Raw genomic sequence first — 24,431 nt, 5'->3', positions numbered from 1 at the left:
GCCACGCCTCCTCCCGCCTGGGCGCCGTCCCCTTGCCGCGTCACATGGTTCCAGCAAGCCGTTCCGCCACCGGCTTCCATTTCTGGCGCTCGGCCGTCATGAACGCGGCGAAGGCCTCGGGCGTCATGGTCTCGACATCCATCGTCTGGTCGCGCATCCGCGCGGCCAGCCCCGGATCCCGCAGGGCCTTCTGCAGCGCGCCGGACATCCGGGCCACCACTGGATCCGGCAGGCCGGCCGGGCCCACCACGCCGTACCAGGCCGTGGCCGAGAAATTGACCAGCCCCGCCTCGTGCATGGTCGGGACATCCGGCAGGGCCGCCAGCCGCGTGGAACCCATGGTCGCGATGGGGGTGATCCGCCCCTCCCGCATCATGTTCGCCCCCGAACCGGTGGTGACCAGAAGCTCAAGCTGCCCGCCCAGCAGGTCGCGCAGGGCCGGGGCGCCGCCGCGATAGGGCACATGGGTCAGGCTGATGCCGGTCACCTCCTGCAGCAGCTCCCCCGCGAGGTGCTGGGTGGTGCCACTTCCCGCGCTGCCATAGTTCAGCCGGCCTGGCGCGGCCCGCGCAGCGTCCAGAACCTGGTCCAGCCGCGTCCAGCCGAGATCCTTCCGCGCCGCCAGGATGTTGGGCGAATGGGCGGCGAAGCCGATCGGCGTGAAATCCTTCAGCGGGTCGAAGGTGAGGGAGCGGAACAGGATGGGGTGGTAGGTCATCGGCCCCGTGCTGCAGAGCAGGAAGGTGTGGCCATCGGTTGCCCGCGCCACCTGCTCCGTGCCGATATTGCCGGCGGCGCCCGTGCGGTTCTCCACCACCACGGTCTGGCCAAGCTCGGGCCCCATCATCTGCGCCAGGTCGCGGGCGAGCTGGTCCGCCGCGCCGCCCGGCGCGAAGGTGGCGATCAGGCGGACAGGGCGGTTCGGCCATTCCTGCGCCAGGGCGGATCGCCTCGTCGCGGGCAGGGCGAGCAGCCCGGCACCTGCCAGGACATGCCGACGATTGAGCATCAGGTCGTCTCCTCCAGCACGGCGCCGCTGAGCAGGCCGGCGCGCAACGCATCGCCCGCCCCGCGGGCCGGATCCTCCATCGCGGAGAGCAGCGCCGCCGCCCCCTCCGCCATCCCGCCGCCATGGACCAGGCAGTCCTCCGCCTTGGCGAGCAGCTCGGCGCGGCTCAGCGGATCCTCGGCGCCGCCGCGCAGCGCATGCCGGCGCAGGGACAGCACGGGGCCATCCAGGAGCCGCACCGAAACCTCCGCCCAGCGCGGCAGCAGGGCGCCCTCGGCCTCGTCGGCCGTGACGCGGGGGAGGAAGGCCTGCAGCGCCGGCCGCCGCACGGCGGCGTCCGAAAAGGTCGAAAGGCGCGGCGCGCCATCCGCCAGCGCGGCTGCCATCGCGTATTCCATGGAGAACTTGGCATCGAGGCCGGTTGCCGGCCGGTGGTGGATGAGCGGCGCCAGGGCGCCGGGCGAGGCGTGCACATGCACGGCCGCCACATCGGCCAGGCCCAGCCCATGCGCTGCGCGCAGGTCCAGCACCGCGTCCAGCGCGCGGTGGGTGGCGTAGCAGAGCGGGTATTTCTTCACCTCCAGCCCGTGCCGGAGAAGGGCGCCGCCCAGGGCGGGCAGGACCAGCGCGCCGCCGCCAAGGCTTGCGAAGCCCATGGCGCCGTCCAGCGCCTCCGGCGCCGCGTCGAAGCCCAGCTGGGCCAGGCGCGCGGCGCGCAGCCCGGCAAGGTTGGCGTTCCCGGCCTGCACCGACTTCGCCATGGTCCCGAAGCTGGCGCGCGTGCCCGCCGCCTGGGTGACGGCCAGGCCGATCGCATGCGCCGTGCAGATGGCGTCGAGCCGCAGGAGCCGGGCGCAGGCCGCCGCGGCGCCGATCGCGCCGATCGTTGCCGTGCTGTGCCAGCCCTTCGCGTAATGCGGCGCGGCCATGGACACCGACAGCGCGGCGATCACCTCGAAGCCCGCGGCATAGGCGATGGTGACGTCCTCGACCGACAGCGCCTCCGCCTCGGCCAGGGCGAGAAGCGCCGGCAGCATCGCGACCGAGGGGTGGCCGCGCATGACCGAGGTGACGTCGTCGAAATCGAGGACATGGGCGATGACGCCATTCGCCCAGGCTGCCTCCTCCTCCCGCACGCCGGTCGCCTCACCCGCGGCCCAGAGGGTGCAAGGGCCCTTCCCCTGCTGCTTGGCCCGGAGCATGGCGAGGCGCGCGGCCGGTTCGTCCCGCGCGGCGATGCCGACGGCGACGGTGTCGAGGATCGCGCGCGCGACAAGCTCCCGCTCCGCCCGCGTGACCCGGGCCGCATCGAGCCCTGCCACGAAGGCGGCGAGTTGACGCGTGGGCGTGGCCGCCGCGCTCAACGCCGGGCCGCCCCGCTGCCATGCAGGGTGGCAAGCAGCGCCAGGCGGCGCTCCGCAACCATTGTCGGTGTCACCCGAGTCCCCGTTTCCTCTGTGCTGCCTTCCGTTTCCCGGAATGGCGCCGGACATGCGCCAAGCAGTTCTTGACCCCCTGCATGGACCGGGAGTAGCCCTGAGGCAACAAATATCTCATTCGCACTGCGATTTTTGCTGCCCCGGAGGCGCATCGCGCCCCGCGCCGGCCCGGGCGGCACAGGTCCAGGCGGCACAGGAGGAAGCCCGGTCATGCGCCATGCCGCGAAGACGCTCGGCCCAACCACGCAATGCCGGGTGCGGCCGGATGGGGACGCCGTCCCCGATCGCGGCCGGGAGGGCTGATCCGATGAGCGGCTCCATCACCCGGGCGCTCGGCGCCTTCGTCAGCGGCTTGCGGCCCGAGGCCATCCCGGCGGAGGCGGCGTCGGTCGCGCGCACCGGTTTCGTGGATTGCGTGGGCGTGATGATCGCCGGCCGCGACGAACCGGTGGTCGGCATCCTTCGCGACACGCTCGGCGTGGCCGGGCCGAAGGGCGAGGCGGCCCTCACCTTCGGCCCGCTGCGCGCGCCAGCCCCGGAGGCGGCCTGGATCAACGGCACGGCCGCCCATGCGCTCGACTATGATGACGTCGCGCTGCGCGGCCATCCCAGCACCGTGCTGGTGCCCGCGATCCTGGCCGAGGGGGAGGCGCTCGGCGCGACAGGTGCCGAGATGGTCGCGGCCTATGTGGCCGGATACGAGGTGTGGGCGGAGCTGACCGCGCATGACCAGGATTACCATCACGAAAAGGGCTGGCACCCGACAGGTGTGTTCGGCGCGGTCGGTGCCGCCGCCGCCTGCGCCCGGCTTCGCGGGCTGGATGCGGATACGGCCGCGCAGGCCATCGCGCTGGGCGCCTCCCAGAGCGCCGGGCTGGGTGCCAATTTCGGCACGATGACCAAGCCCTTCCATGCCGGGCGGTCGGCCCATGCGGGCGTGATGGCTGCGCGCCTGGCCGGGGCCGGGATGACGGCCTCGCTCGACGCCATCGAGCATCCGCGCGGCTTCCTCTATGCCATCTCGCCGCGTGGCCGCACGCTGAATCTCGATGGCCCGAACCCGGGCTTCGGGAGCGAGTTCCGGATCCTTGAGCACGGGCTGAGCATCAAGAAGTTCCCGATCTGCTACTGCGGCCACCGCGCGACGGACGCGATGCTGGCGCTTGTCGCCCGCCGCCCGATCCGGGCGGAGGACGTGGAGGCGATCGAGGTGGTGATCAGCCGCGCCCATGCCGCCGTGCTGCGCAACGCGCTGCCCCAGACCGGGCTGGAGGCGAAGTTCAGCGCGCAGTTCGACATGGCCTGCGCGCTGATCGCCGGGAAGGTCGGGCTGGTGGAACTGTCCGACGGTTTCGTGCAGCGCCCCGATGTGCAGGCCCTCATGCGGCGCGTCACCGTCATCCCAACCGACGAGGCGGATCCCAACCTGCCCGGCTACGCTCCAGCGGATGTTGTTCGCGTCCGGCTACGCAGCGGCGAGCAGATCGAGGAATCCGTGCGCCGGGCCCGCGGGCACGCGACACTTCCGTTGAGCGATGCCGAGCTGCGGGCGAAGTTCATGGACTGCCTGGCTGCCGCCGGCGAGGGCGCGCGCGCGGAGGCGCTGTTCGAAAGGCTGAACGGCATCGCATCCCTGGGCGCGGCGAAGGAACTGGCCCGCGCTGCCTGACCTGCGGCGCTTTGCGGTTTACAGGCCGGCGATCCGCTTATAACCTTTTCGATATGCGAGAGAATAACTCGCACAGAGAATAAAGCGGGTTGCCGGCGCGGCGGCCCTGGCACCGGGAGAAGAGCTTGTTCCAGCAAAGGCTGCCCGCGACCTGCATCCTGCGGCGTTTCCGATGAGCGGGCCGCTGGCCGGACTTCGCGTGATCGAGGTCGGCGTCGCCATGGCCGGCCCTTTCTGCGCCATGACGCTGGGCGACTTCGGTGCGGAGGTGGTGAAGATCGAGCGCGTGGGCGCGGGCGATGACAGCCGCTCCTGGCCGCCGCATTTCTCCGGCGCCATGGGCTATTATTTCGGCTCGGCGAACCGCAACAAGCGCAGTGTCGCGCTGGACCTCAAATCCGCCGAGGGCGCCGCCGTCGCGCGCCGGCTGATCGCGGGCGCCGATATCCTGGTGGACAATTACCGCATCGGCGCCCTGGCCCGCGCCGGCCTGGACTGGGAAAGCCTGCAGGCCGAGAATCCGCGCCTCATCTACTGCTCCATCAGCGGCTTCGGCGCGAGCGGTCCGCGGGCTGCGGAGCCGGCGAACGATCTTTTCATGCAGGCCTATGCGGGCGGCATGAGCATCACCGGGGAGGAAGGCGGCGGCCCGGTGAAGATGGGCATGTCGGTGGCGGATATCGGTGCCGGGATGCTCGGCACGATCGGCGTGATGATGGCCCTGGAGGCGCGGCACCGGACCGGGCGTGGGCAGCGCGTGGACACCTCGCTGCTCGAAGGCCAGATGTCGATGCTCGCGCATTTCGTGACACGCTATTTCGCCTCCGGCGAGGTGCCGGGCCCGAGCGGCAGCGGCGCCCTCACCAGCCCGACCTACCGGGCCTTCAAGGCGGCTGACGACTGGATCGTCATCTCCGCCTTCAACCAGCGCATGTGGCGCGGCCTCTGCGCGGCGCTGGAGCGGCCGGAATGGGTGGATGACCCGCGCTTCAGCGATGCGGCGCGCCGGGTTGCCAACCGGGCCGAGCTGATCGGGCTGATCGGCGGCGTTGTGGCGACGAAGCCCGTCGCGCAGTGGGAAGTCCTGCTGAAGGCGAACGAGGTTCCGTGCTGCCCGATCAACCGCCTGGACAAGGTGGTGGCCGAGGAACAGGTAGCGGCCCGCGAGATGGTGGCGGAAATCGACCTGCCCGGCCTCGGCGCCATGCGGATGGCGGGGCTGCCGGTGAAGCTCAGCGAGACGCCGGCTGCGATAGCCCTCCCGCCGCCGCGGCTTGGCCAGCACACGGCCGAGGTCATGCGTGCGGTCGGCTATGCCGAGGCGGAGATCGAGGCGCTGGCATCGCGTGGCGTGATCGGCCTCGACGAAGGCTGGCGCGAGGGCGACCTGCCCCGGCAGGCCGGATAGGCGCCAGGGCGGGAATGAACGGGAGGATGGATCCGGAATGCCGCTGCTGACGGACGAGGTGCGAGCCTATATCGGGCGGGAGGGCGAGCCCTTCCTGGCCTGCGACGCCATAGAGCCCGGCGCGGTGCGCCGCTACGCCCAGGCCATCATGGACCCCGACCCTGCCTATGCGTCGGCCGAGGCGGGCGCGCGCTACGGCGGCGCGGTTGCCCCGCCCCTCTATCCCTCCTTCATGTTCCGCACCCCCTTCGGCGCACCGGACGTGCTGACCGAACGCGCGCATGATCCTGACTTCGATGGCATCGTCATGGGCGTGGGCAACGGGTTGCCCGAGCTTCCGCTGCACGGCCTCGCGCTGCTGAACGGCGGGGCGGAGGTGGAGTTCTTCGCCTATGCGCGGCATGGCGAGCGCGTGCTCCAAAAGTCCCGGTATGCCGATATCCAGGAGAAGGAGACGCGGTCAGGCCCGATGCTTCTCGTGATCATCGAAACCGAATTCACGACCGAGGCGGGCCAGCTGCTGCTGCGCGCGCGCAAGACCATCATCCGGCGGTGAGCAGCATGCGCGAGAGACTGGATTTCGAGGACGTCTCCATCGGGGACATGGTCGCCCCGCTCGGCAAGGGGCCCCTCACCACGCCGCATCTGATGCGCTGGTCCGCCGCGATGGAGAACTGGCACAAGATCCATTACGACCAGCCCTTCGCGACGGGGCATGACAAGCTTCCGGGCCTGCTCATCAACGGTTCGCTCAAGCAGCAGTTCATCGCGCAGCTCCTGAAGGAATGGGCGGGGCGCGAGGGCTGGGCCTGGAAGGTCCGGTTCCAGTTCCGGGCGATGAACCTCGCCGGCGAAAGGCTCTCCATCTGGGCGAAGGTGACAGGCAAGCAGGAAACGCCGGATTACGGGCTGGTCGAGCTTGACGTCGGCATCACCAACGAGAACGGCGTTGAATCCACGCCGGGTTCCGCCGTGGTCGCCCTGCCCTATCGGGGGCGCCCGGCCGTTCCCTATCCCTTCGTGCCCCCCACATCCGGTTGAGGCCGCCGGATCCCAGGAACCGGTGAATTCCTTGACCGGCCAGGACCCGCGCGCCTACCGTGATGCCAAGAATAGAGCAGTCGCTCTGCGAATAACGGCGGCAAGGCCGGTGCGCAACGAGGGCCAGGCCTCCTGACCTCCCATAGCGGGAAATGCCATGAACTTCGGATACACGCCTGAACAGGAAGAACTGCGGAGGCAGGTCGAGGCCTTCGTGCAGGAGCATGTCACGCCCGATGTGCTCCGGGACAAGGAAGCGCAGGACGACGTGATGCGCGGGGGAACGGGCGACCCCTTCGGCTCCCATATGCGGGAACTCTACCGCAAGCTTCTTGACCGCGGCTGGCTCGGCATCGCCTATCCGAAGGAATATGGCGGCCAGGGCGGCGACCGCATCAGCCAGTACATCGTCGAGGAGGCCTTCATGCGGGTCGGCCTCAACATCAGCCTCAGCGGCAGCGGCGCGCCGGCGATCATGGCCGCCGGCACCGAGGAGCAGAAGCGCTACTACATCCCCCGGCTCATCAGCCGCGAGATCACCTTCGCCCTTGGCTTTACCGAGCCGCAGGCGGGCGCGGACCTCGCCGGCCTCCGCTGCCGCGCGACACGGGATGGCGACCATTTCGTGATCAACGGCCAGAAGATCTACACAACCTCGGGCCATCTCTCGACGCATATCTACCTGATGGCGCGCACCGACCCCACGCTGCCGAAGCGCGAGGGCCTGTCCATCTTCATTTTCCCGCTGGACACGCCGGGCGTGACCGTGCGCCCGCTCTGGTCCATCCAGAACAATCCCCGCGCGCCGCTGGGCACAACCTATGGCGAGGCGCGGACGAACGAGACCTTCTTCGACAATGTGCGCGTGCATGAGAGCACGCTGCTGGGCGGGGAGAACAAGGGCTGGAAGGTGGCGGCGGACGGGCTGAACCTCGATCGGGTCGGCGCCTTCCGCTACGTCATGTCCGTCCGGCGGGACGAGGATATCGTCAACTGGCTCAAGGAGACGAGGCTCGAGGGGTATGCCGACAACCCCGCGATCCGCGACAAGGTGGCGGAGCTCTGGACCGAGGCGCAGGTTTGCCGCCTGATGACGATGCGCAGCATGTCCATCGTCCAGCGCGGCCGCGATTTCAGCTATGAGGGCGCGGCGGAGAAGGTGTGGGCGCCGGAGCACGGCGTGCGCACCACGGAAGCCATCACGCAGATGCTCGGGCCCTATGCGCAGCTTCTCAGGGGCTCCCCGCATGCGGTGGAGGAGGGCGTCTTCGCGCATAACGTCCTCGGTGCCTTCCAGTCGGGCGTCAATCATGGCGGCGTCCAGATCATGCGGGACCAGGTGGCGCGCCGCGGCCTCGGCATGCCGGGCCCGCGCCGGCAGAAGGCCGCGGGCAACTAGACGCACCGCCCCAGACAGAACGGGATGATGGACCACTGACATGGATGTCCTGCTGACCGACGAACAGGAAATGGTGCGCACATCGGCGCGAAGCTTCCTGGACGGGGAATGCCCGCCGCAGCTCGTGCGTGCCATGGAGGCCGACCCGCTCGGCTATCCCCCCGACCTCTGGCGCAAGGCGGCGGAGCTGGGCTGGCAGGGAATCTCGCTTCCCGAGGCCTATGGCGGTTCCGAAATGCCGCTGGTCTATCTCGGCCTGATCCTGCAGGAGGTCGGCCGCGCCGTCGCGCCGCTTCCGCTGCACAGCACCTGCGTGGCCGCGCTGACGATCGCCGAGGCCGGCACCAGGGCGCAATGCGAGGCCATCCTGCCCGCGGTGGTGGCCGGGGAGCAGGTGCTGACCTGGGCCTTCGCCGAGGAGGATCCGCGTGCACGGCCGGAAGCGGTCACGATGACCGCCACTGCCGAGGGGGGGGACTATGTCCTCTCGGGCCGCAAGATGTTCGTGGACAACTTCGTCGCCGCGGACAAGTGCCTCGTCGTCTGCCGCACGGCGCCGGCGCGCGGCAGCAACGCGGGGCTATCGCTTTTCATCGTGGATACGAAGTCCGACGGCATCTCGCAGACGCCGCTCGTGACGACGGCCAAGGACAAGCAGAGCGAGGTCCTTTTCAACCAGGTCCGTGTTCCCGCCGCGAACATGATCGGGCGCGCGGACGAGGCATGGCCGATCGTCGAGCGCATGCTGGACAGGGCGACGGCCCTGCTCTGCGCCCAGATGCTGGGCGCCGCGCGAAAGGATGCCGAGCTGGCGATCGATTATGCCAAGATGCGCGAGGCCTTCGGCCAGCCGATCGGTGCCTTCCAGTCCATCCAGCATATGTGCGCCGACATGGTCATCTGGATCGATGGCGGCGAGCTACTCACCTGTGAGGCGCTGTGGCGCATGGATGAGGGGCTGCCGCACAGCGTCGAGGTGTCGCAGGCAAAGGCCTTCTGCAACGAGAAGTGCCTGGCCTCGGCGCGCAACGCGCAGATCATCCATGGCGGCATCGGCTTCATGATGGATCTGGACCTGCACCTTTGGTACCGGCGCGTGGCCGCCTGGGGCATGCGGCTCGGCACGACCTATGAGCATCGCGCACGGATCGCGGAAGCGCTGATCGACCGCCCCGGCCATGTCGTTCTCGGCCAGCCCGTTCCGGTGGAGCCGGTGGCCGCGGAGCCCGAGCGGCGCGTGGCCTGAACCGCTTTCCGCGGGGCCGGCGCACAGGCCGGCCCCGCGGCGCGTGTTCCGCGTCAGGTGCGGATATTGGCCTTCTTGATAATCTGGACTAGCTTCGCGACCGAGGTGTCGAAGCTGACCTTGGTCTGGGCCGGGTTCATCGGCTCGGCGGGAACGAATCCCTGCTCCTCCAGCAGCTTCCGCAGTTCGGGCTCGCGCAGCGCCGTCGTCACGGCCTCGTTCAGGCGCTGCAGGCGGTCCGCCGGCACGCCGCTTGGCGCGAACATCACGTTCATGCTCACGCATTCATAGCCCGGCACGCCGGCTTCCTCGATGGTGGGCACGCCGGGCAGCGCGGAAAGATGCTGCGTTCCCGTCAGGCCAAGGGGGCGCAGGCGCCCGGCCTCGATGGCGGGGATGGCGGGCGGGATGGTGCAGAAGCTCATGGCCACGCGCCCGCCCATCACGTCGTTCAGCCCGGGGGCCGTGCCGTTATAGGGGATATGCACGCTTTCGACGCCGGTCAGCATGTTGAACATCTCGGCCGCCAGGTGCCCGGCGCCGCCCACGCCGAAGGAGGCGTAGTTCAGTTCCCCCGGCCGCTGCTTCGCATAGGCGATCAGCTCCTTCACGGTGCGCACAGGAAGCGAGGGGTTCACCACGAGCAGATAGGGCACGATGGTGAGCACCGCCACGGGAACGATGTCGCGGTCCGGGTCATAGGGGGTACGTGTTCCCAGATGCGGCATCAGCGCGAGCTGCGTGCCGCCGGACAGGACCGTGTATCCATCGGGCGTCGCGCGCGCGACATACTCCGTGGCGAGCATGGTGGAAGCGCCTGGCCGGTTCTCCACCACCGTCGGCTGCCCCGTGACCTGCGAGAAGCGCGTCCCGAAGGCCCGCGCCATCAGATCCACCGAACCACCGGGCGTGTAGGGCACGACAAGACGGATCGGGCGGTTGGGGAAGGCCTCCGCCTGCGCCTGGGCTCCTGCGGCATGTCCCAGGCCGGCGAGGCCCGCCAGGGCCACGAGGTTGCGTCGGTTGAGCATGAGGGCGTCCTCTCCTGATGGCCGCGCATCCTTCGATGGATGCTTCGGCGTCTCCCGCCCGCTTTCATTCGCGGGACGAGTAGGCTGTTTGAAATTCAGATTGCCTTGTTTGGTGCGGAGTGTTCAATGGCCTTGCGCGGCCCGTTCCGGCATCAGGGCGGATCCTGCCGCGTCACCGGCTCCAGGCATGCGGCGCAAGAACACGGGGAACACTTCCATGTCCGACCTTCCGAAGCGCGTTCACATCCAGGAGGAGGGACCGCGCGAGGGCTTCCAGATCGAGCCGGGGCCGATCGCGACCGCCGACAAGATCCGCCTGATCGAGGCGCTGGCCGAGACCGGGCTCGACCACATCCAGGTCTGCTCCTTCGTCAGCCCGAAGGTGGTGCCGGGCTGGGCCGACGCCGAGGATACGGTTGCCGGCTTCAGGGCGAAGCCGGGTGTGCGCTACACCGCGCTGTGGTTCAATGAGAGCGGCCTGAACCGCGCGCTGGCCTTCCGCGACAAGCTCACCATCGCCGGATCTATCTCGCTGACGGCGTCCGAGGGCTTCACGAAGAAAAACCTCAACCGTACCCATGCCGAGAACCTCGCGGCCATGCGCAAGCAGACCGCGCTCCACCTCTCCCATGGCGTGCCGGTCCGCCGCATCGGCGTGATGGCGGCCTTCGGCTGCAACTACCAGGGCGACATCACGCCCGCGCAGGTGATCAGCACGCTGGAGGATGGCCTCGCCATCGCCGCCGAGGCCGGGGCCGAGATCACCGATTTCTCGCTGGCGGACACGATGGGCTGGGCCATGCCGGGGCGGATCGAGCGCGTGATCGGCGAGGTGCGCGCACGCTGGCCCGAGAAGAACATCACGCTGCACCTGCACGACACCAGGGGCCTCGCGGTCGCCAATGCTCATGCCGCGCTGAAGATGGGCATCGACCGGTTCGATGCAACCGTCGGCGGCCTGGGCGGCTGCCCCTTCGCCGGGCAGAAGGGGGCGGCAGGCAATATCTGCTCGGAGGAGCTGGTGCTGCTCTGCCACGAGATGGGCATCGAGACCGGGGTGGATCTCGATGCGCTGATCGAGGTCGGGCGCATGGCGGAAGCCATCGTCGGCCACCAGCTGCCGAGCGAGCTGATCCATGCCGGCAGCCTGGACGCCTTCCGCCAGGCTGCCTGAGGAGGGGCCGGGGCGGTGCCCCGGCCCGCCTATTGCGGAACGAGGCCCAGGGCGCGCACGACCTCGATCTTCTCGGCATTGTCGCGCCGCGCCTGGGCGGTGAAGGCTTCCTGCCCGGCATAGAGGATCGGCTCGCCGAGCCGGCCCATCACGGTCCGGAAGGAGCTCTCCTCCGTGCCCTGGCGGCACAGGGTCTCAAGCCGTTCCGTGATCGCGGCCGGCGTGCCACGCGGCACGGTGATGCCGGAGAGGACCGGCTGGAGGGTTGGCAGACCCAGCTCGCGCGTGCTCGGGACATCCGGCGCTGCGGCGCTCCGCTGGTCCCCGAACACGGCGAGCAGGCGCACCGGCTTGCCCCGCGCGCCGCCCACCGTGCCCATGCCGAAATCGAGCCGGCCGCTGAGCATCTCCGGATAGATCGGCGTCTCTCCGCGGAAGGGCACGTCGGTCACGCGCAGCGACAGGCCGCGGACGATGTTGGCGAAGGAGATGTGCCCCAGGCTGTTGGTGCCGAAATGCCCATAGGTCATCGTGTCCGGCCGTGCACGGATGGCCGCGATGAGCTCGGGCATGCTGCGGAAGGGCGATGTCTCCGCCACGCTCACGGCAAGGACGTTCTCGAAGACCTTGCAGACATATTCGAAGGAATCGACCGTGAAGGGCACGCCGCGCACGGTATGGGAAGCGGTGGTGATGGGCGTGATGGGGCCGAAGCCGATGGTGTAGCCGTCGGGCCTTGCGCTGGAGACCGCCTGGGCCCCGACGATGCCGGAGGCACCGTCGCGGTTGATGACCACGAAGCGTCCCTCGGACAGGTCCGACATCGCCTGCGCCAGGGCCCGCCCGATGGTGTCCACCACGCCGCCTGCCTGCCAGGAGACGACCATCTGCACCGGGCGGTCCGGATAGGGCGCGGCGGGCTGCGCCGCCGCCCCGCCACAGGCCGCGACGCAAAGGGCTGTTCCGAGGATCGCCCCCAGGATGTTCTTCATGCGCTTCTCTCCCTTGGCGGGGCCTTAGGGCCCCTTTCATTTGCTTGACGCGCTTCTGCTTACAGATGTCTTCGCGCAGCTCGGCGGGCCGCGCTTCCTTCAGCCCTCTGCCACCACCTCCGACGCGATCAGGGCGGCGATCTCGGCCTCGTCGTAATCCGCCTCGGCCAGGATGGCCCGGCTGTCCCCTCCCACGGCCGGGGCGGGGCGCCGCACCGATCCGGGCGTGGCGGAGAGGCGCGGCGTGACATCCGGCATCACCACCTTGCCCAGCTCCGTGTCCGCCACCGTGCGGAACACCCCGCGCGAAACGACATGCGGATCGGAGGCAAGCTGCGCCGCGTCGTAGATCGGGGCGGCGGTCACGCCTGCCGCGTCCAGCGTCGCCCAGGCCTCCGCTGCGCTGCGCGAGGCGAGCCAGGCGGTGATCGCGGCGTCGAGCGCCTCCACATTCGCCATGCGCGCGCTGTTCGTCTCGAAGCGCGGGTCGCGCTTCATCTCGGGGTGCCCCATCGCGTCGAACAGCTTCTCGGCCATGGACTGCATGGGCGCCGAGATGGTCAGCCAGTTTCCGTCACCCGTACGATAGGTGTTGCGCGGCGCGGCGGAGCTGCCGCGGCTGCCGGTGCGGCCACGCACCGTGCCCGTCAGCCCCTGGAGCAGCGCGTCGGCCCCGAACATTGCGACCATCGGTTCCAGCAGCGAAAGATCGACAACCTGTCCGCGGCCGCCGGCTTCCCGTGCCCGCACCGCCGTGACCGTGGCGAAGGCGCCCATCATTCCCGCGACCATGTCGGCCAGCGGGAAGCTCGGCAGCAGGGGCGGGCGGTCAGCGAAGCCGTTGCGCGAGGCGAAGCCGGACAGGCCCTCGATCAGCGAGCCATAGCCCGGCCGCATCCGGTAGGCGCCCGTTTGCCCGAAGCCCGAGATGCGCAGGATGACGAGATCCGGGTGCCGCTGCAGCAGCAGCTCCGGCCCCAGGCCCCAGCGCTCCAGCGTGCCCGGGCGGAAGCCTTCCACCAGCACATCGGCCCGGGCGATCAGCCGCTCCAGCACCGCGCGCCCCTCGGGGCTGCGCAGGTTCAGCGCGATGCTGCGCTTGTTGCGGCCATAGACCTTCCAATGGGCGCTCACCCCATCGGCGATCCAGGCGCGCAGCGGGTCGCCCGGCCCCGGTTCCTCCACCTTCACCACCTCGGCGCCGAAATCACCGAGCAGCATGGTCAGCACATTGCCGCAGACGAGGCGGGACAGGTCGAGCACCCGAAGCCCCTGGAGAGGGCCCCCTTCCGCCGTCGCGATGGTCCCGGGAAGATCGTTCATCAACCGCCCTATCCTGCGAAGAACGGCTCGGGCACGCCGCGCACGCCCAGCCCGCGCAGCGCGAAGACCGCGCCGGCCAGGGGCTGCCGCGCCCGCTCCACCTCGTTCAGGAAGACGGTGCCGGAGGTGACGTAGAGCACATCGAGATCCGGCCCGCCGAAATTGCACATGGTCGGATGGGAGACGGGCAACCGCACGATGCGGTCCAGCCTTCCTTCCGGATCGAAGCGCCCGACCGCGCCATCCCCGATCAGGGCACACCAGTAATATCCTTCCGCATCGAAGGTGGCGCCGTCCACGCGCCAGGGCAGGCCGGCCGTGGAGAGGAAGACGCGCTTGTTGCTGATCCGCCCGGACTCCATGTCCAGGTCGTAGCGCCACATCGTCTCGCCGCGGCTGTCGCCGAAGATCAGCGTCCGGTCATCCGGGCTGAAGGCCATGCCGTTGGAGACGATGAAGCCCGTATCCATCCGCTCGCAGGAGAAGCCCGGATCGAGCCGGTAGAGCGATCCACCCGGGTTTTCGTCCCCGGGATCGCGAGAGCCGCACCAATAGCGGCCGCGCCGGTCGCAACGGCCGTCGTTCAGGCGGTTCTCCGGCCGGTCGGGCTCGGGATCGAGGACGGGCGTGATCGCGCCGGTTTCCAGGTCGATGGTGGCGAAGCCCTGCTTCAGCCCGGCCAGCACGCCGCCGCCCTGGCGGAAGACATAGGACCCGATATTGCTGGGCATGGGCCAGCGGCGGGCCGTGCCGTCCGTTTCCAGCCGCTGCAGCGAGGGGCGGCGCGTGTCCACCCAGTACAGGCGCTGCTCCACGGGGTGCCACATCGGGCATTCCCCGACGAGGTCGCCGCCCTGGTGTGCCACCTCGATCTCGGGTTGCGGAAGTTTGGGCATGGGCTCGCCTTCCTGGCGCTAGGGGGCGCGGGCCGGCTCGATGCCGGCCTGCCAGGTGGAGGGACGCCCGCCGAAGCCGGCGCTGTCGCGCTTCTCGAGCCAGTAGCCATAGGCTGGCGGGATCGCGGCGAAGGCGTTGCCGACGCCCAGCTTCTGGGCGGCGTCGAGCGACCAGTTCGGGTTGTGCAGCATCTCGCGCCCGATCGCGACGAGATCCGCGCTGCCCTGCTGCAGGATCGCTTCGGCCTGGTCGGCATGCACGATCAGCCCAACCGCCATGCTGGCGATCCCGGCCTCGGCCCGCACGCGGGCGGCATGGGGCACCTGGTAGCCATAGCCCGGCCGGTCCGCCGGATCGACGATGGAGCGGGGCGTCATGCCGCCCGAGCTGCAATCGATCACATCCACCCCCTTGGCGCGCAGCACGCGGCAGAGGGCCACCGTCTCCTCGATCGAGCCGCCATCCTCATCGATGGCGGAGACGCGGAAGAACAGGGGTTTCTCGGCCGGCCAGTGGCGGCGCACCTCCTCCACCACCTCCACCGCGAAGCGCATCCGGTTCTCAGGGCTGCCGCCATATCGGTCCTCCCGCCGGTTGGCGGCGGGGGACAGGAACTGGTGCAGCAGGTATCCATGGGCGCCATGCACCTCCAGCACGTCGAAGCCGGCGCGGTGGGCACGGCTGGCGGCGGCGCCCCAGCACGCGACCATGTCCTGGATCTCGGGGATGCTCAGGGCGCGCGGGACCGCGGCGGCGGGGCTGGCCGCGATGGCGCTGGGCGCCACGAGCTCCCACTCCGCCCCGTCGTCCAGCCCGGGGTGGCTGGCCAGGGGGGCGCGCCCTTCCCAGGGCACGGAGTTGCGGGCCTTGCGGCCGGAATGGCCGAGCTGCAGTCCGATTGCCGCGCCATGCCCTTTGACGAAGCGGGTGATCCGCTCCAGCCCGGGGATGAACTCATCCTTCCAGAGCCCGGGATCGCGCGGCGTGGTGCAGCCGCGCGGATCCACCTTGGTCGATTCCATGAAGACCAGCCCGGTGCCGCCGGCGGCGAACTTCCCCAGGTGCATCAGGTGCCAATCCGTGACATGGCCCCGCTCGGCGGCATAGGTCAGCATGGGGGAGAGGACGATCCGGTTCCGCAGCGTGAGGCCACGCAGCGCAAGCGGCTCGAAGAGCAGGGGGGCCTGCGGCATGGGCGTGATCTTTCCTCCCGCCCTTCCCGCCGCCTGGGCGCGGCACGGAGGAAGGGACAATCCAGCTCTTTTTTATTCGCTGTGCGAATGCTATAGTCGCTTGCTGCGATGTTAGCCACGCGATCGGCCGGGCGTAAACCGTCCCGCGCCACATTCCCGATCCGGAGACCCCGTTCTTGGCCCGCACCAAAGCCGCCCCTCCCCAGGCCGACGAAGCCAAGGACCGCCAGTTCGTCACGGCCCTGGCGCGCGGGCTGCAACTTCTCCAATGCTTCACGCCCGACCAGCCCGAGCTGAGCGGCTCCGACCTGGCGCGGATGACGAAGCTTCCCCAGCCGACCGTCTGGCGTCTCTGCCACACGATGCTGGAGATGGGCGTGCTCGTGACGGTGGCGGGTGAGAAGCTGCGCCCCGGCCTCGCGGCACTTCGGCTGGGCCACAGCGCCATTGCCGGGCTCGGCATCGCGGAGGTGGCGCGGCCGCATCTTCAGGAACTCGCCGATGCCTTCGAGGGCGCCGGCGGCCTCGCGGCGCGCGACGGCGTGGACATGGTCATGCTGCAGCGCTGCGAGAGCAACAACCGCCTGCTGTTGAATCTTCGCGTGGGCTCGCGCGTGCCGCTTTCCAGCTCGGCACTGGGCTGGGCCTGGCTGGCCGGCGTGTCGGACGAGGAGCGCGCCCGCGCCATCGCCGAAATGGAAGCAAAGGACGGGCCGCGCTGGGAGAAGGCGCGGGCCGGCTTCGCGCAGGCCCTGGCCGAGTACCGGGCGCGCGGCTTCATCATCAACAACGGGGTGCTGCACAAGGGCTACAACACCGCGGCCGCACCGCTGCTGGGGCCGGACGGCTCGGTGCCCTACGCCATCAACTGCGGTTCCGCCTCGGTGACCCTGAGCGTGGCACGGCTGCGATCCGATGTGGGGCCACGCCTGGCGGAGCTTGCGGAAGCGTTGCGGCACGCGCTGACCCGGCAGGAGATGAAATCGCAGTCGCGCCTGCTCATGTCCTGAAGTGGTGATCCCGGGCCAGGGCGCCAGCCATGGCCCGGGGCACTCAATCCTCCACCGTGCCACGGAGAGGCGGGGCGTCGCGCTTCGCGCCCGGCTTGATCTCGGAAGCCTCCTTCACCGGCACCGTGGCATGGTGGCCGGCCGGCCCGTGGGAGGCTTCGTCCGCGTGGTCCGGGTTCTTGTAGTCCTGCGGATCCAGGCCCGGCCCGGAATCGTCGCCATTGTCATCGCGCAGCGGATCATGCTGCCCGACGCTGGAGGGGCGGGCATTCTTCGTCTCCGTGCCCCAGTTCTCCAAATCCCCGGGAACCCTGCTCTTGCGATCCTCGGCCATGCTCACCTCCTCCATCTCTCCCGGAGGGAACGCCCCGGGAGGGGAGGGGTTGTCCCCGCCACCGGTCAGGCGGCCGGGGCAGGCTCCGCCGTGAGGGCCGTGAGGACCGCGCCGCGCAGGCTGTCCAGCTTGCGCTCGTTCTCCACCTTCAGGCCGAAGAGATCCTTCACGTAGAAGACGTCCACCGCCCGCACGCCATAGGTGGTGACATGGGCGGAGGCGATCTGCACGCCCTGGGCGGATATGGCGGCCGTCACGTCATGCAGCAGCCCCGGGCGGTCGCGGCCATTCACCTCGATCACGGTGTGGGTGTTGCTCGCGTGGTTGTCGATGACCACGCGGGGCGGCACCGTCACGGCGCGAAGCCGGGCGGGCTCGCGCTTCACCTTGCGGATCTCGTCCATGATCCGCATCCGGCCCGAGAGCGCCTGCTCCACCATCACCGAGAGCCGGGCGAGGCGGTGCGGGGCGTCCAGCGCGCCGCCGGCCGCGTCCTGCACCCAGAAGGTGTCCAGCGCCATGCCGTTGGTCATGGTATGGATGCGGGCATCCACGATGCTGGCCCCGGCCACGGCGAGCGCGCCCGCGATATGGCTGAACAGCCCGGGATGGTCGGCCGTGTACACCGTCACCTCCGTCACCGCCCGGTCCTCCAGCACCTCGGTGCGGACGGTCAGCGGCGCGCCGGTCGCCTCCGCCTCCCGGATCATGGAGGCGTGGCGGGCATGGGTTTCCGGGTCGAAGGAAAGCCAGTAGCCCGGGTAGCCCAGGCCGAGAAAATGGTCGATCTCCGCCTGAGGGCGGCCCTGCAGCGCGGCCGAGGCCGCCTCCCGCGCGCGGGCCACGCGCACGTCGCGCTCGGGCACGGAAAGCCCGCCGGCCAGCACCTCGGCCACGCGCCAGTAGATCTCGCGCAGCAGGGTGGCCTTCCAGCCGTTCCAGACCTTGGGCCCGACGGCGCGCATGTCGCAGACCGTCAGCACCAGCAGCAGGCGCAGCCGCTCGGGCGATTGCACCACCTCGGCCAGGTCCAGGATGGTCTTGGGATCGTCGATGTCGCGCTTGAAGGCGGTCTGGCTGACCAGCAGGTGGTTCAGCACCAGCCAGGAGACGGTCTCGGTCTCCTCGGGCGAAAGGCCGAGGCGGGGGCAGAGCTCCTGGGCGATCCCGGCGCCCAGCTCCGAATGGTCGCCGCCCCGTCCCTTGGCGATGTCATGCAGCAGCACGGCGGCATAGAGGGCGCGGCGTGATTGCAGCTGCCCCACCAGCTCCGAGGCCACGGGGGCGATGGTGTCCAGCTCCCCCCGCTCCAGCGCGTTGAGCACGCCCACCGCCTCGATCGTGTGCTCCTCCACGGTGAAGACGTGATAGGTGTCGAACTGCATCAGCCCGACGATGCGGGCCCATTCCGGGATGAGGCTGGAGAGCACCCCGGCCTCGTTCAGGGCGCGCAGCCAGCGGGCGCTCTGCTTGCCGGCCAGGATATCGAGGAAGAGGGTGTTCGCGGCCGCCTGGCCGCGCAGGCGCGTGGCGTAGCGCGCATTGCGGATGAGGGCGCGCAGGCCGAGCGGATGGATCTCCAGCCCCCGGTCGCGCGCGAAGCGCATGATGCGCAGCATCACCGCCGGGTCGGCCGCGATGTCATGGTCCGGGGCGAAGAGGATCTTGCCATCCGCCAGGGTCAGCCCGGCCTGGCGCATCGCCTCGTCCGCGGCGGGCTGCAGGGCGGGCATGCCCAGCGCCGCCCGCTCGATCGCCGGCTCCAGCAGGCGCTTCAGCCGCACCACCTCGCGCGCGGTGAGGAAGAGGTGCTTCATGAAGCGCTCCACCCCGTCCTGCTTGCCATGGCGGGTGTAGCCCATGCGGGCGCCGACCACGGGCTGCAGGTCGAAGGTCAGGCGCTCCTCGGCCCGGCCGGTGACATAGTGGAGGTGGAAGCGGACGGACCAGAGGAAGGACCAGGCGCGGCGGAAGGCGCGGGCCTCCTGCGCCGTCAGCAGCCCGCCGCCCGGGCTCTCGGGCCCGACCATCTGCCACATCTTCTCGACGCCGAAGGCATAGCGGGCCAACCAGTACATGGTCTGCAGGTCCCGCAGCCCGCCGCGCCCCTCCTTGATATGGGGCTCGACCAGATAGGGGCTGTCCCCGTAGCGGGCATGGCGCAGGCCGCGCTCGATCTGCTTGGCGTGCAGGAACTGGCCCAGGCCCCATTCCTGGCGGGCGGCGGTGAAGGCGTCCTCGAAGCGGGCATAGACGCCCTGGTCGCCCTCCAGGAAGCGGGCATCCAGCAGGGCGGTCTGGACCGTGGTGTCGGACCTTGCGTCCTCGATGCATTCAGCGACTGAGCGGGTGGCATGCCCGACCTTCACCCCGAGATCCCAGAGCAGGTAGAGCATGAACTCCACCGCCCGGCGCCCGGCCGCGTCCAGCGGCGCGTCGGAGACGAAAAGAAGGTCGATATCCGAATAGGGCGCCAGCGTGCCGCGGCCATAGCCGCCCGTGGCCGCGAGGGCGAAGGCGGGGGCCGGCCCTGGCCCGGCGGTGGCGGCCAGGCTGTAGCGGAGGATGGTGGCGATCAGCCCGTCCATCTCGCTGGCCAGGGCACGCGCGGCCACGAGGCCCGGCAGGTTCTCCTGCTCGAACCGTTCCTGCATCCCGCCCTGGATGCGGCTGAGATGACGGCGCAGCAGCCCCAGGGCCGCGTCGCGGGGGGGAGGCGGGGCGGAATGCAGCCCCTCGAGCCCCGGTAACGTCGTGGCCGGGGCTTCGGCGGCGCCGAGGCCAGCAGTGTTCATTCGACGGAAGATAAGGAGTCGCGCTGCGGCGCAACAGCCATCCCGTGACCCGTAAGCATGGATTTCAGCCGGTAGAGGGCTTCCAGCGCCTCGCGTGGCGCCATCGCATCAGGGTCCAGGGCTTCCAGCGCCTCCCGCAGGGGATCTGGGTCCGGCTCCGGGCGGGCGGGGGAAGGACCGGGGGCGTGATTCCGGGCCGGGGCGGCGGCGAAGAGAGGAAGCTCGCCGGAGAGCGGGTCCAGCCCCCGGGCGCGTTCCTCCAGCGAGGCCAGCACCGCCTCTGCCCGCCCCACCACATCCCGGGGCACGCCGGCAAGGCGGGCGACATGCAGCCCCCAGGACCGTTCCGAGGCGCCGGGGCCGACCAGGTGCTGGAACACCACCTGCCCCCGGTGCTCCCGCACCTTCATGGCGGCGGGGGCGAGTTCCGGCAGCTTCCCGGCCAGCGCCGTCAGCTCGTGGAAATGGGTCGCGAAGAGGGTGCGGGAGCGAAGCCGGTCATGCAGCGCCTCCAGCACCGCCCAGGCGATGGCGAGGCCGTCCCAGGTGGCGGTGCCGCGCCCGACCTCGTCCAGCACCACGAAGGAGCGGGGGCCGGCCTGGTTCAGCACGGCCGCCGTCTCGCTCATCTCCACCATGAAGGTGGAGCGGCCGCCGGCGATGTCGTCCGCCGTGCCGACGCGCGAGAAGAGCCGGTCCACCAGCCCGATGCGTGCCGATTCGGCCGGCACGTAGAGCCCGGCCTGGGCGAGGACGACCATAAGGGCGTTCTGGCGGAGATAGGTGGACTTGCCGGCCATGTTCGGGCCGGTGAGGAGGCAGAGGCGGCGGCCCGGGGAGAGATCGGCGTCGTTCGGCACGAAGGCGGGGCCGCGGTTCCGGCGCAGCGCGGCCTCCACCACGGGGTGGCGGCCCTGGGCGATGCAGAAATCCGGGCGATCCGGCATGTCCGGCCGGCACCAGCCGCCGGAGGCCGCCAGCTCGGCCGAGGCGGCATGGACATCGATCTCTGCCACGGCCCGTGCCGCCGCGGCGATGGCGGGCGCGGCGTCCAGGCAGAGCTTGCGGAGATGGCGGATCACCAGCGCCTCCCGGCGCGAGGCCTCGTCACGCGCCTGGGAAAGCCTGCGGTCGAGATCCGTCAGCGCGCCGCAGGTGAAGCGGTGGGCACTGGCCATGGATTGCCGGTGCACCGGGGCCATGGGGCCGGGGGCGGGCTTCTGCCGTAGCAGGATCTCGCCGGCCGCCGCCGGAACCTCGGCCAGGAAGCCGAGCTGCTGGTGGTGGCGGATCTTCAGGCTGGCGACGCCCCAGGCCTGGGCCAGATCCATCTGCAGCGCCAGGATGGCGCCGCGCGCATCGTCCCGCAGGCGGCGGAGCGCATCCAGCTCCCCGTCATAGCCGGGGCCGACCACACCGCCATCCTCCAGCCTGGCTGGCAGCTCCCCGGCCAAGGCGCGGTCGAGCTCGGCGCGGGGGGAGTTCCCCGGCACCAGGGCCTGGCCTGCTGCCACCAGGAGGGGCGGGATGGGAGGCACGCCCGCAGCGTCCCGCAAGGCGGCCTGCATGGCCTCGGCGCGGGCGAGGCCGTCGCGCAGGCTGGCGAGGTCGCGCGGGAAGAAGCGCTCGACGGAAAGGCGGCCCAGGGCGCGGGCCATGTCCGGGGCACCCTTCAGCGAATCCCGCAGCGCGGCGCGCACCGAGCCGGCGGCGAGGAGAAACGCCACCGCATCATGCCGGGCGGCGATCGGGGCGGCCTCGGCCAGGGGGCTGGCGAGGCGGGCGGCCAGTTCCCGGGCCCCGGCGGCGGTCAGCGTCCGGTCCACGGCGCCCAGCAGGCAGTCCTTGCCGCCGCGCTCGGCCTTCAGGATCTCCAGGCTGCGGCGCGTGGCCGCATCCATCCGCAAGGTGCCCTCGCCTCCGCGCGCCTCGGGCGGGGCCAGGCGGGGGAGGGTGCCGCCCGAGGCGCCGCGCACATAGTCCAGCGCCATGGCCAGCGCATTGGCCTCGCCCTCGGTGAAGCTGCCGAAGGCGGAAAGGCTCGCCACACCCCAGGCCTCGGCGGCCAGCCTTGCGCCGTCCCGCGGCGGGGCGGCCTCGCGCACCAGCCCGCCCAGCGGGGTCAGCGCATCGCCGGCGGCCAGGGATCCAGGCGCCACCACCTCGGCCGGGTCCAGCCGGGCGAGAAGGGCGCCGAGTTCGGCCGCCGCCACGCTTTCCGTGCAGACATGGCCGGTGGAGACATCCAGCCAGGCGGCGCCGACCCGCTCCGCCCCCTCGGGCGCCAGGGCCAGCAGCCAGGAGGGGCGGGCGCCCTCCAGCAGCGCCTCCTCCGTGACCGTGGCGGGGGTGACGATGCGCACCACCTCCCGCCGCACGGCCGGCGCCTTGCGGGCCTTGGCGGCCTCGGGTGTCTCCATCTGCTCGCAGATGGCCACCCGGAAGCCACGGCGGATGAGGCGGGCGAGGTAGGCTTCCATGGCATGCACGGGCACGCCGGCCATGGGCACGGGCTGGCCCTGGTGTTCCCCCCGGTGGGAGACGGCGAGGCCCAGCGCCTCCCCGGCCGTCGTGGCATCGCCGAAGAACAGTTCGAAGAAATCGCCCATGCGGAAGAAGAGCAGGGCATCGGGATGCGCCTGCTTGGCGGCGAACCACTGGGCCAGTGCAGGGGTCGCGCCGGCCGGATTCGGGATGGGGGCGCTGGGGATCGGCGGGACGGAGTCCATGGGAGGACTCCTAGGTTGGGGCGCGGGATCGGTCCAGCAGGCCCTGGCCACGCCCCTCGCAAAGCTTGCGGCCTGTGGCACCCGGAGGGCAGGCTTCGTCCAAAGGCCCGGCGAGGGGGCACCGAGAGGAGATGTTCGGGATGAATCGGCGAAGCCTGCTTCGCGCCGGTGCCGGCGTGGCGTTGATGGGTGGAACGGGTGGCCTGGCCGCCCCGGCGCTGGGCCAGGACATGCGCGCGCGCACGCTGCGCTTCGTGCCCCAGGCGAACCTGACCAGCCTGGACCCGGTCTGGACCACCGCCACCGTCACCAGCAACCACGGCTACTACGTGTTCGACACGCTCTATGCCGTGGATGCCCGGAACCGCCCCCAGCCGCAGATGGCCGAGGGACATGAGGTGCTGGATGACGGCCGCCGCTGGCGCTTCCGCCTGCGGGAGGGGCTGCGCTTCCATGACGGGGAGCCGGTGCGGGCGGCGGATTGCGTGGCCAGCATCAAGCGCTGGTCGGTGCGCGACCCCTTCGGCCAGCTCATGGCCCGCCGGGTGGAGGAGTGGCGGGTGATCGACGACCGCAGCTTCGAGGCGCGGCTGAGCCGGCCCTTCCCGCTGATGCTGGATGCGCTGGCCAAGCCCGATGCCAGCGTCTGCTTCATGATGCCGGAACGCTTGGCCGCGACGGAATCGACGCGGGCGGTGACGGAGATGGTCGGCTCCGGCCCCTATCGCTTCCTGCCCGGCGAGTACAATTCCGGCTCCCGCGTGGTGTATGAGAAGTTCGACGGCTACGTGCCGCGCCAGGAACCGCCGGAGCGTGCCTCGGGCGGCAAGGTCGCGCATATGCAGCGGATCGAGTGGCACGTGATCCCCGATGCCTCCACCGCCGCGGCGGCGCTGAACAATGGCGAGGTGGACTGGTGGGAGCGCCCGCTGTCCGACCTGCGCCCGATGCTGGCCCGCAACCGCGAGATCCGGCAGGAGATCCTGGATGTGGAGGGCCGCATGGCCCTGATGCGGCTGAACTGCCTGCAGCCGCCCTTCAATGACGTGCGGCTGCGCCAGGCCGTGCGGCTCTCGGCGATCCAGGAGAACTACATGCGCGCGGCCCAGGGGGATGACACCTCCGTCTGGACCGATACGCGCAGCCTCTTCCCCAAGCGCACCCCCTACTACAAGGATCATCCGGACCTGATGCCCGGCAGCCTGGACGCGGCCCGGGCGGCGCTGCGGGAGGCGGGCTATGCGAACCAGAAGGTCGTCATCATCAATCCCACGGATTTCCCGGATATCGGCCCGCTGGGCCAGGTGACGAACGACGCGCTGCGCCGGATCGGGATGAATGTGGAACTGGCCGAGAGCGACTGGGGCACGGTGATCCAGCGCCGCAACTCGCGCGAACCCGTGGAGAGGGGCGGCTGGAGCATCTTCCACACCACCGGCACCTCCAACACCTATGGCAGCCCTGCGATGTCGCCGCTGATCCGCGGCCAGGGCGAGGCCGGCTGGTTCGGCTGGTGGAAGAGCGACAAGGCCGAGGCGCTGACGGCGGAGTGGCTGGATGCCCCGGACGAGGCGGGCCGTGCCCGGGCCGCGGAGGCGCTGAACCGGCTGGCGCTGGAGGAGGTCTCCACCGTGCCGCTGGGCCAGTTCACCATCCGCACGGCCTTCCGGCGGGACCTGACCGGGCTGCTGGAGGGCAGCACGCCCTATCCCTGGAGCGTCCGGCGGAGCTGAGGAAGCGGC

At 70.5% G+C, this 24,431-nt stretch carries 19 protein-coding genes; 9 read left to right on the top strand and 10 right to left on the bottom strand.

Annotated elements, in window-relative coordinates; genetic code table 11:
* Nucleotides 1–40 precede the first annotated feature (40 nt).
* Nucleotides 41–1,009, bottom strand: a complete 969-nt coding sequence (locus J8J14_RS01900; protein ID WP_209377697.1) for a Bug family tripartite tricarboxylate transporter substrate binding protein — start codon at nucleotides 1,007–1,009, stop codon at nucleotides 41–43.
* On the bottom strand, nucleotides 1,009–2,373 hold the full coding sequence (locus tag J8J14_RS01895) for an MmgE/PrpD family protein (RefSeq protein ID WP_209377696.1): 1,365 nt from the start codon (nucleotides 2,371–2,373) through the stop codon (nucleotides 1,009–1,011). The genes J8J14_RS01900 and J8J14_RS01895 overlap by 1 nt, the downstream gene beginning before the upstream one ends.
* Before the next feature lie 382 nt (nucleotides 2,374–2,755).
* Between J8J14_RS01895 and J8J14_RS01890 the strand changes: the two genes are divergently transcribed.
* The 6 genes from J8J14_RS01890 (at nucleotide 2,756) to J8J14_RS01865 (ending at nucleotide 9,211) form a co-directional block, all read left to right on the top strand.
* A complete protein-coding gene (locus J8J14_RS01890) occupies nucleotides 2,756–4,117 on the top strand; it encodes an MmgE/PrpD family protein (protein WP_209377695.1) in 1,362 nt (453 codons plus the stop codon).
* A gap of 172 nt (nucleotides 4,118–4,289) precedes the next feature.
* A complete protein-coding gene (locus J8J14_RS01885) occupies nucleotides 4,290–5,525 on the top strand; it encodes a CaiB/BaiF CoA transferase family protein (protein WP_209377694.1) in 1,236 nt (411 codons plus the stop codon).
* Between the two features lie 37 nt (nucleotides 5,526–5,562).
* A complete protein-coding gene (locus J8J14_RS01880) occupies nucleotides 5,563–6,081 on the top strand; it encodes an FAS1-like dehydratase domain-containing protein (protein WP_209377693.1) in 519 nt (172 codons plus the stop codon).
* 5 nt (nucleotides 6,082–6,086) lie between these two features.
* On the top strand, nucleotides 6,087–6,566 hold the full coding sequence (locus J8J14_RS01875) for a hotdog family protein (protein WP_209377692.1): 480 nt from the start codon (nucleotides 6,087–6,089) through the stop codon (nucleotides 6,564–6,566).
* 157 nt (nucleotides 6,567–6,723) lie between these two features.
* Nucleotides 6,724–7,965 (top strand): acyl-CoA dehydrogenase family protein, encoded by a 1,242-nt coding sequence (locus J8J14_RS01870; RefSeq protein ID WP_209377691.1) that lies wholly within the window; start codon nucleotides 6,724–6,726, stop codon nucleotides 7,963–7,965.
* Nucleotides 7,966–8,005: 40 nt separating this feature from the next.
* Nucleotides 8,006–9,211 (top strand): acyl-CoA dehydrogenase family protein, encoded by a 1,206-nt coding sequence (locus tag J8J14_RS01865; RefSeq protein WP_209377690.1) that lies wholly within the window; start codon nucleotides 8,006–8,008, stop codon nucleotides 9,209–9,211.
* 53 nt (nucleotides 9,212–9,264) lie between these two features.
* Here the strand turns inward: J8J14_RS01865 and J8J14_RS01860 are convergent, their stop codons facing one another.
* Nucleotides 9,265–10,242, bottom strand: coding sequence for a Bug family tripartite tricarboxylate transporter substrate binding protein (locus J8J14_RS01860; protein ID WP_209377689.1), 978 nt, complete (start codon nucleotides 10,240–10,242; stop codon nucleotides 9,265–9,267).
* Nucleotides 10,243–10,459: 217 nt separating this feature from the next.
* Here J8J14_RS01860 and J8J14_RS01855 point away from each other — a divergent pair, with 217 nt between their 5' ends.
* On the top strand, nucleotides 10,460–11,416 hold the full coding sequence (locus J8J14_RS01855) for a hydroxymethylglutaryl-CoA lyase (RefSeq protein ID WP_209377688.1): 957 nt from the start codon (nucleotides 10,460–10,462) through the stop codon (nucleotides 11,414–11,416).
* 29 nt (nucleotides 11,417–11,445) lie between these two features.
* Here the strand turns inward: J8J14_RS01855 and J8J14_RS01850 are convergent, their stop codons facing one another.
* From J8J14_RS01850 to J8J14_RS01835, 4 genes are all read right to left on the bottom strand, one after another.
* A complete protein-coding gene (locus J8J14_RS01850; RefSeq protein WP_209377687.1) occupies nucleotides 11,446–12,408 on the bottom strand; it encodes a tripartite tricarboxylate transporter substrate binding protein in 963 nt (320 codons plus the stop codon).
* Between the two features lie 99 nt (nucleotides 12,409–12,507).
* Nucleotides 12,508–13,731 carry a CaiB/BaiF CoA transferase family protein gene (locus J8J14_RS01845; protein WP_209377686.1) on the bottom strand — a complete coding sequence of 408 codons (1,224 nt, stop codon included), beginning with the start codon at nucleotides 13,729–13,731 and terminating at the stop codon, nucleotides 12,508–12,510.
* 8 nt (nucleotides 13,732–13,739) lie between these two features.
* Complete coding sequence (locus tag J8J14_RS01840) at nucleotides 13,740–14,627, bottom strand: SMP-30/gluconolactonase/LRE family protein (RefSeq protein ID WP_209377685.1); 888 nt, start codon at nucleotides 14,625–14,627, stop codon at nucleotides 13,740–13,742.
* Between the two features lie 18 nt (nucleotides 14,628–14,645).
* The gene (locus tag J8J14_RS01835; RefSeq protein WP_209377684.1) at nucleotides 14,646–15,821 is read right to left on the bottom strand and encodes an NADH:flavin oxidoreductase/NADH oxidase; all 1,176 of its coding nucleotides are present in this window, start codon (nucleotides 15,819–15,821) and stop codon (nucleotides 14,646–14,648) included.
* Nucleotides 15,822–15,997: 176 nt separating this feature from the next.
* Here J8J14_RS01835 and J8J14_RS01830 point away from each other — a divergent pair, with 176 nt between their 5' ends.
* On the top strand, nucleotides 15,998–16,831 hold the full coding sequence (locus J8J14_RS01830; protein WP_209377683.1) for an IclR family transcriptional regulator: 834 nt from the start codon (nucleotides 15,998–16,000) through the stop codon (nucleotides 16,829–16,831).
* Between the two features lie 43 nt (nucleotides 16,832–16,874).
* Here J8J14_RS01830 and J8J14_RS01825 read toward each other — a convergent pair whose 3' ends face one another.
* The 3 genes from J8J14_RS01825 to mutS form a co-directional block, all read right to left on the bottom strand.
* Nucleotides 16,875–17,165, bottom strand: a complete 291-nt coding sequence (locus J8J14_RS01825) for a hypothetical protein (protein ID WP_209377682.1) — start codon at nucleotides 17,163–17,165, stop codon at nucleotides 16,875–16,877.
* A gap of 65 nt (nucleotides 17,166–17,230) precedes the next feature.
* Nucleotides 17,231–19,960 (bottom strand): [protein-PII] uridylyltransferase, encoded by a 2,730-nt coding sequence (locus J8J14_RS01820; protein WP_209377681.1) that lies wholly within the window; start codon nucleotides 19,958–19,960, stop codon nucleotides 17,231–17,233.
* Nucleotides 19,957–22,689: a DNA mismatch repair protein MutS gene (gene mutS / locus J8J14_RS01815; RefSeq protein WP_209377680.1), complete on the bottom strand. Its 2,733-nt coding sequence runs from the start codon at nucleotides 22,687–22,689 to the stop codon at nucleotides 19,957–19,959. The genes J8J14_RS01820 and mutS overlap by 4 nt, the downstream gene beginning before the upstream one ends.
* Nucleotides 22,690–22,829: 140 nt before the next feature.
* On the opposite strand from mutS, the gene J8J14_RS01810 reads away from it, so the two are divergent.
* Nucleotides 22,830–24,422: an ABC transporter substrate-binding protein gene (locus J8J14_RS01810; protein ID WP_209377679.1), complete on the top strand. Its 1,593-nt coding sequence runs from the start codon at nucleotides 22,830–22,832 to the stop codon at nucleotides 24,420–24,422.
* Nucleotides 24,423–24,431: the final 9 nt, after the last annotated feature.

The sequence above is a fragment of the Pararoseomonas baculiformis genome, assembly GCF_017813395.1.
In the GTDB taxonomy this organism is placed as follows: Bacteria; Pseudomonadota; Alphaproteobacteria; order Acetobacterales; family Acetobacteraceae; genus Roseomonas; species Roseomonas baculiformis.
The sequence above is the reverse complement of the archived record's forward strand: the minus strand, read 5'-3'. Positions and strand labels throughout refer to the sequence as shown.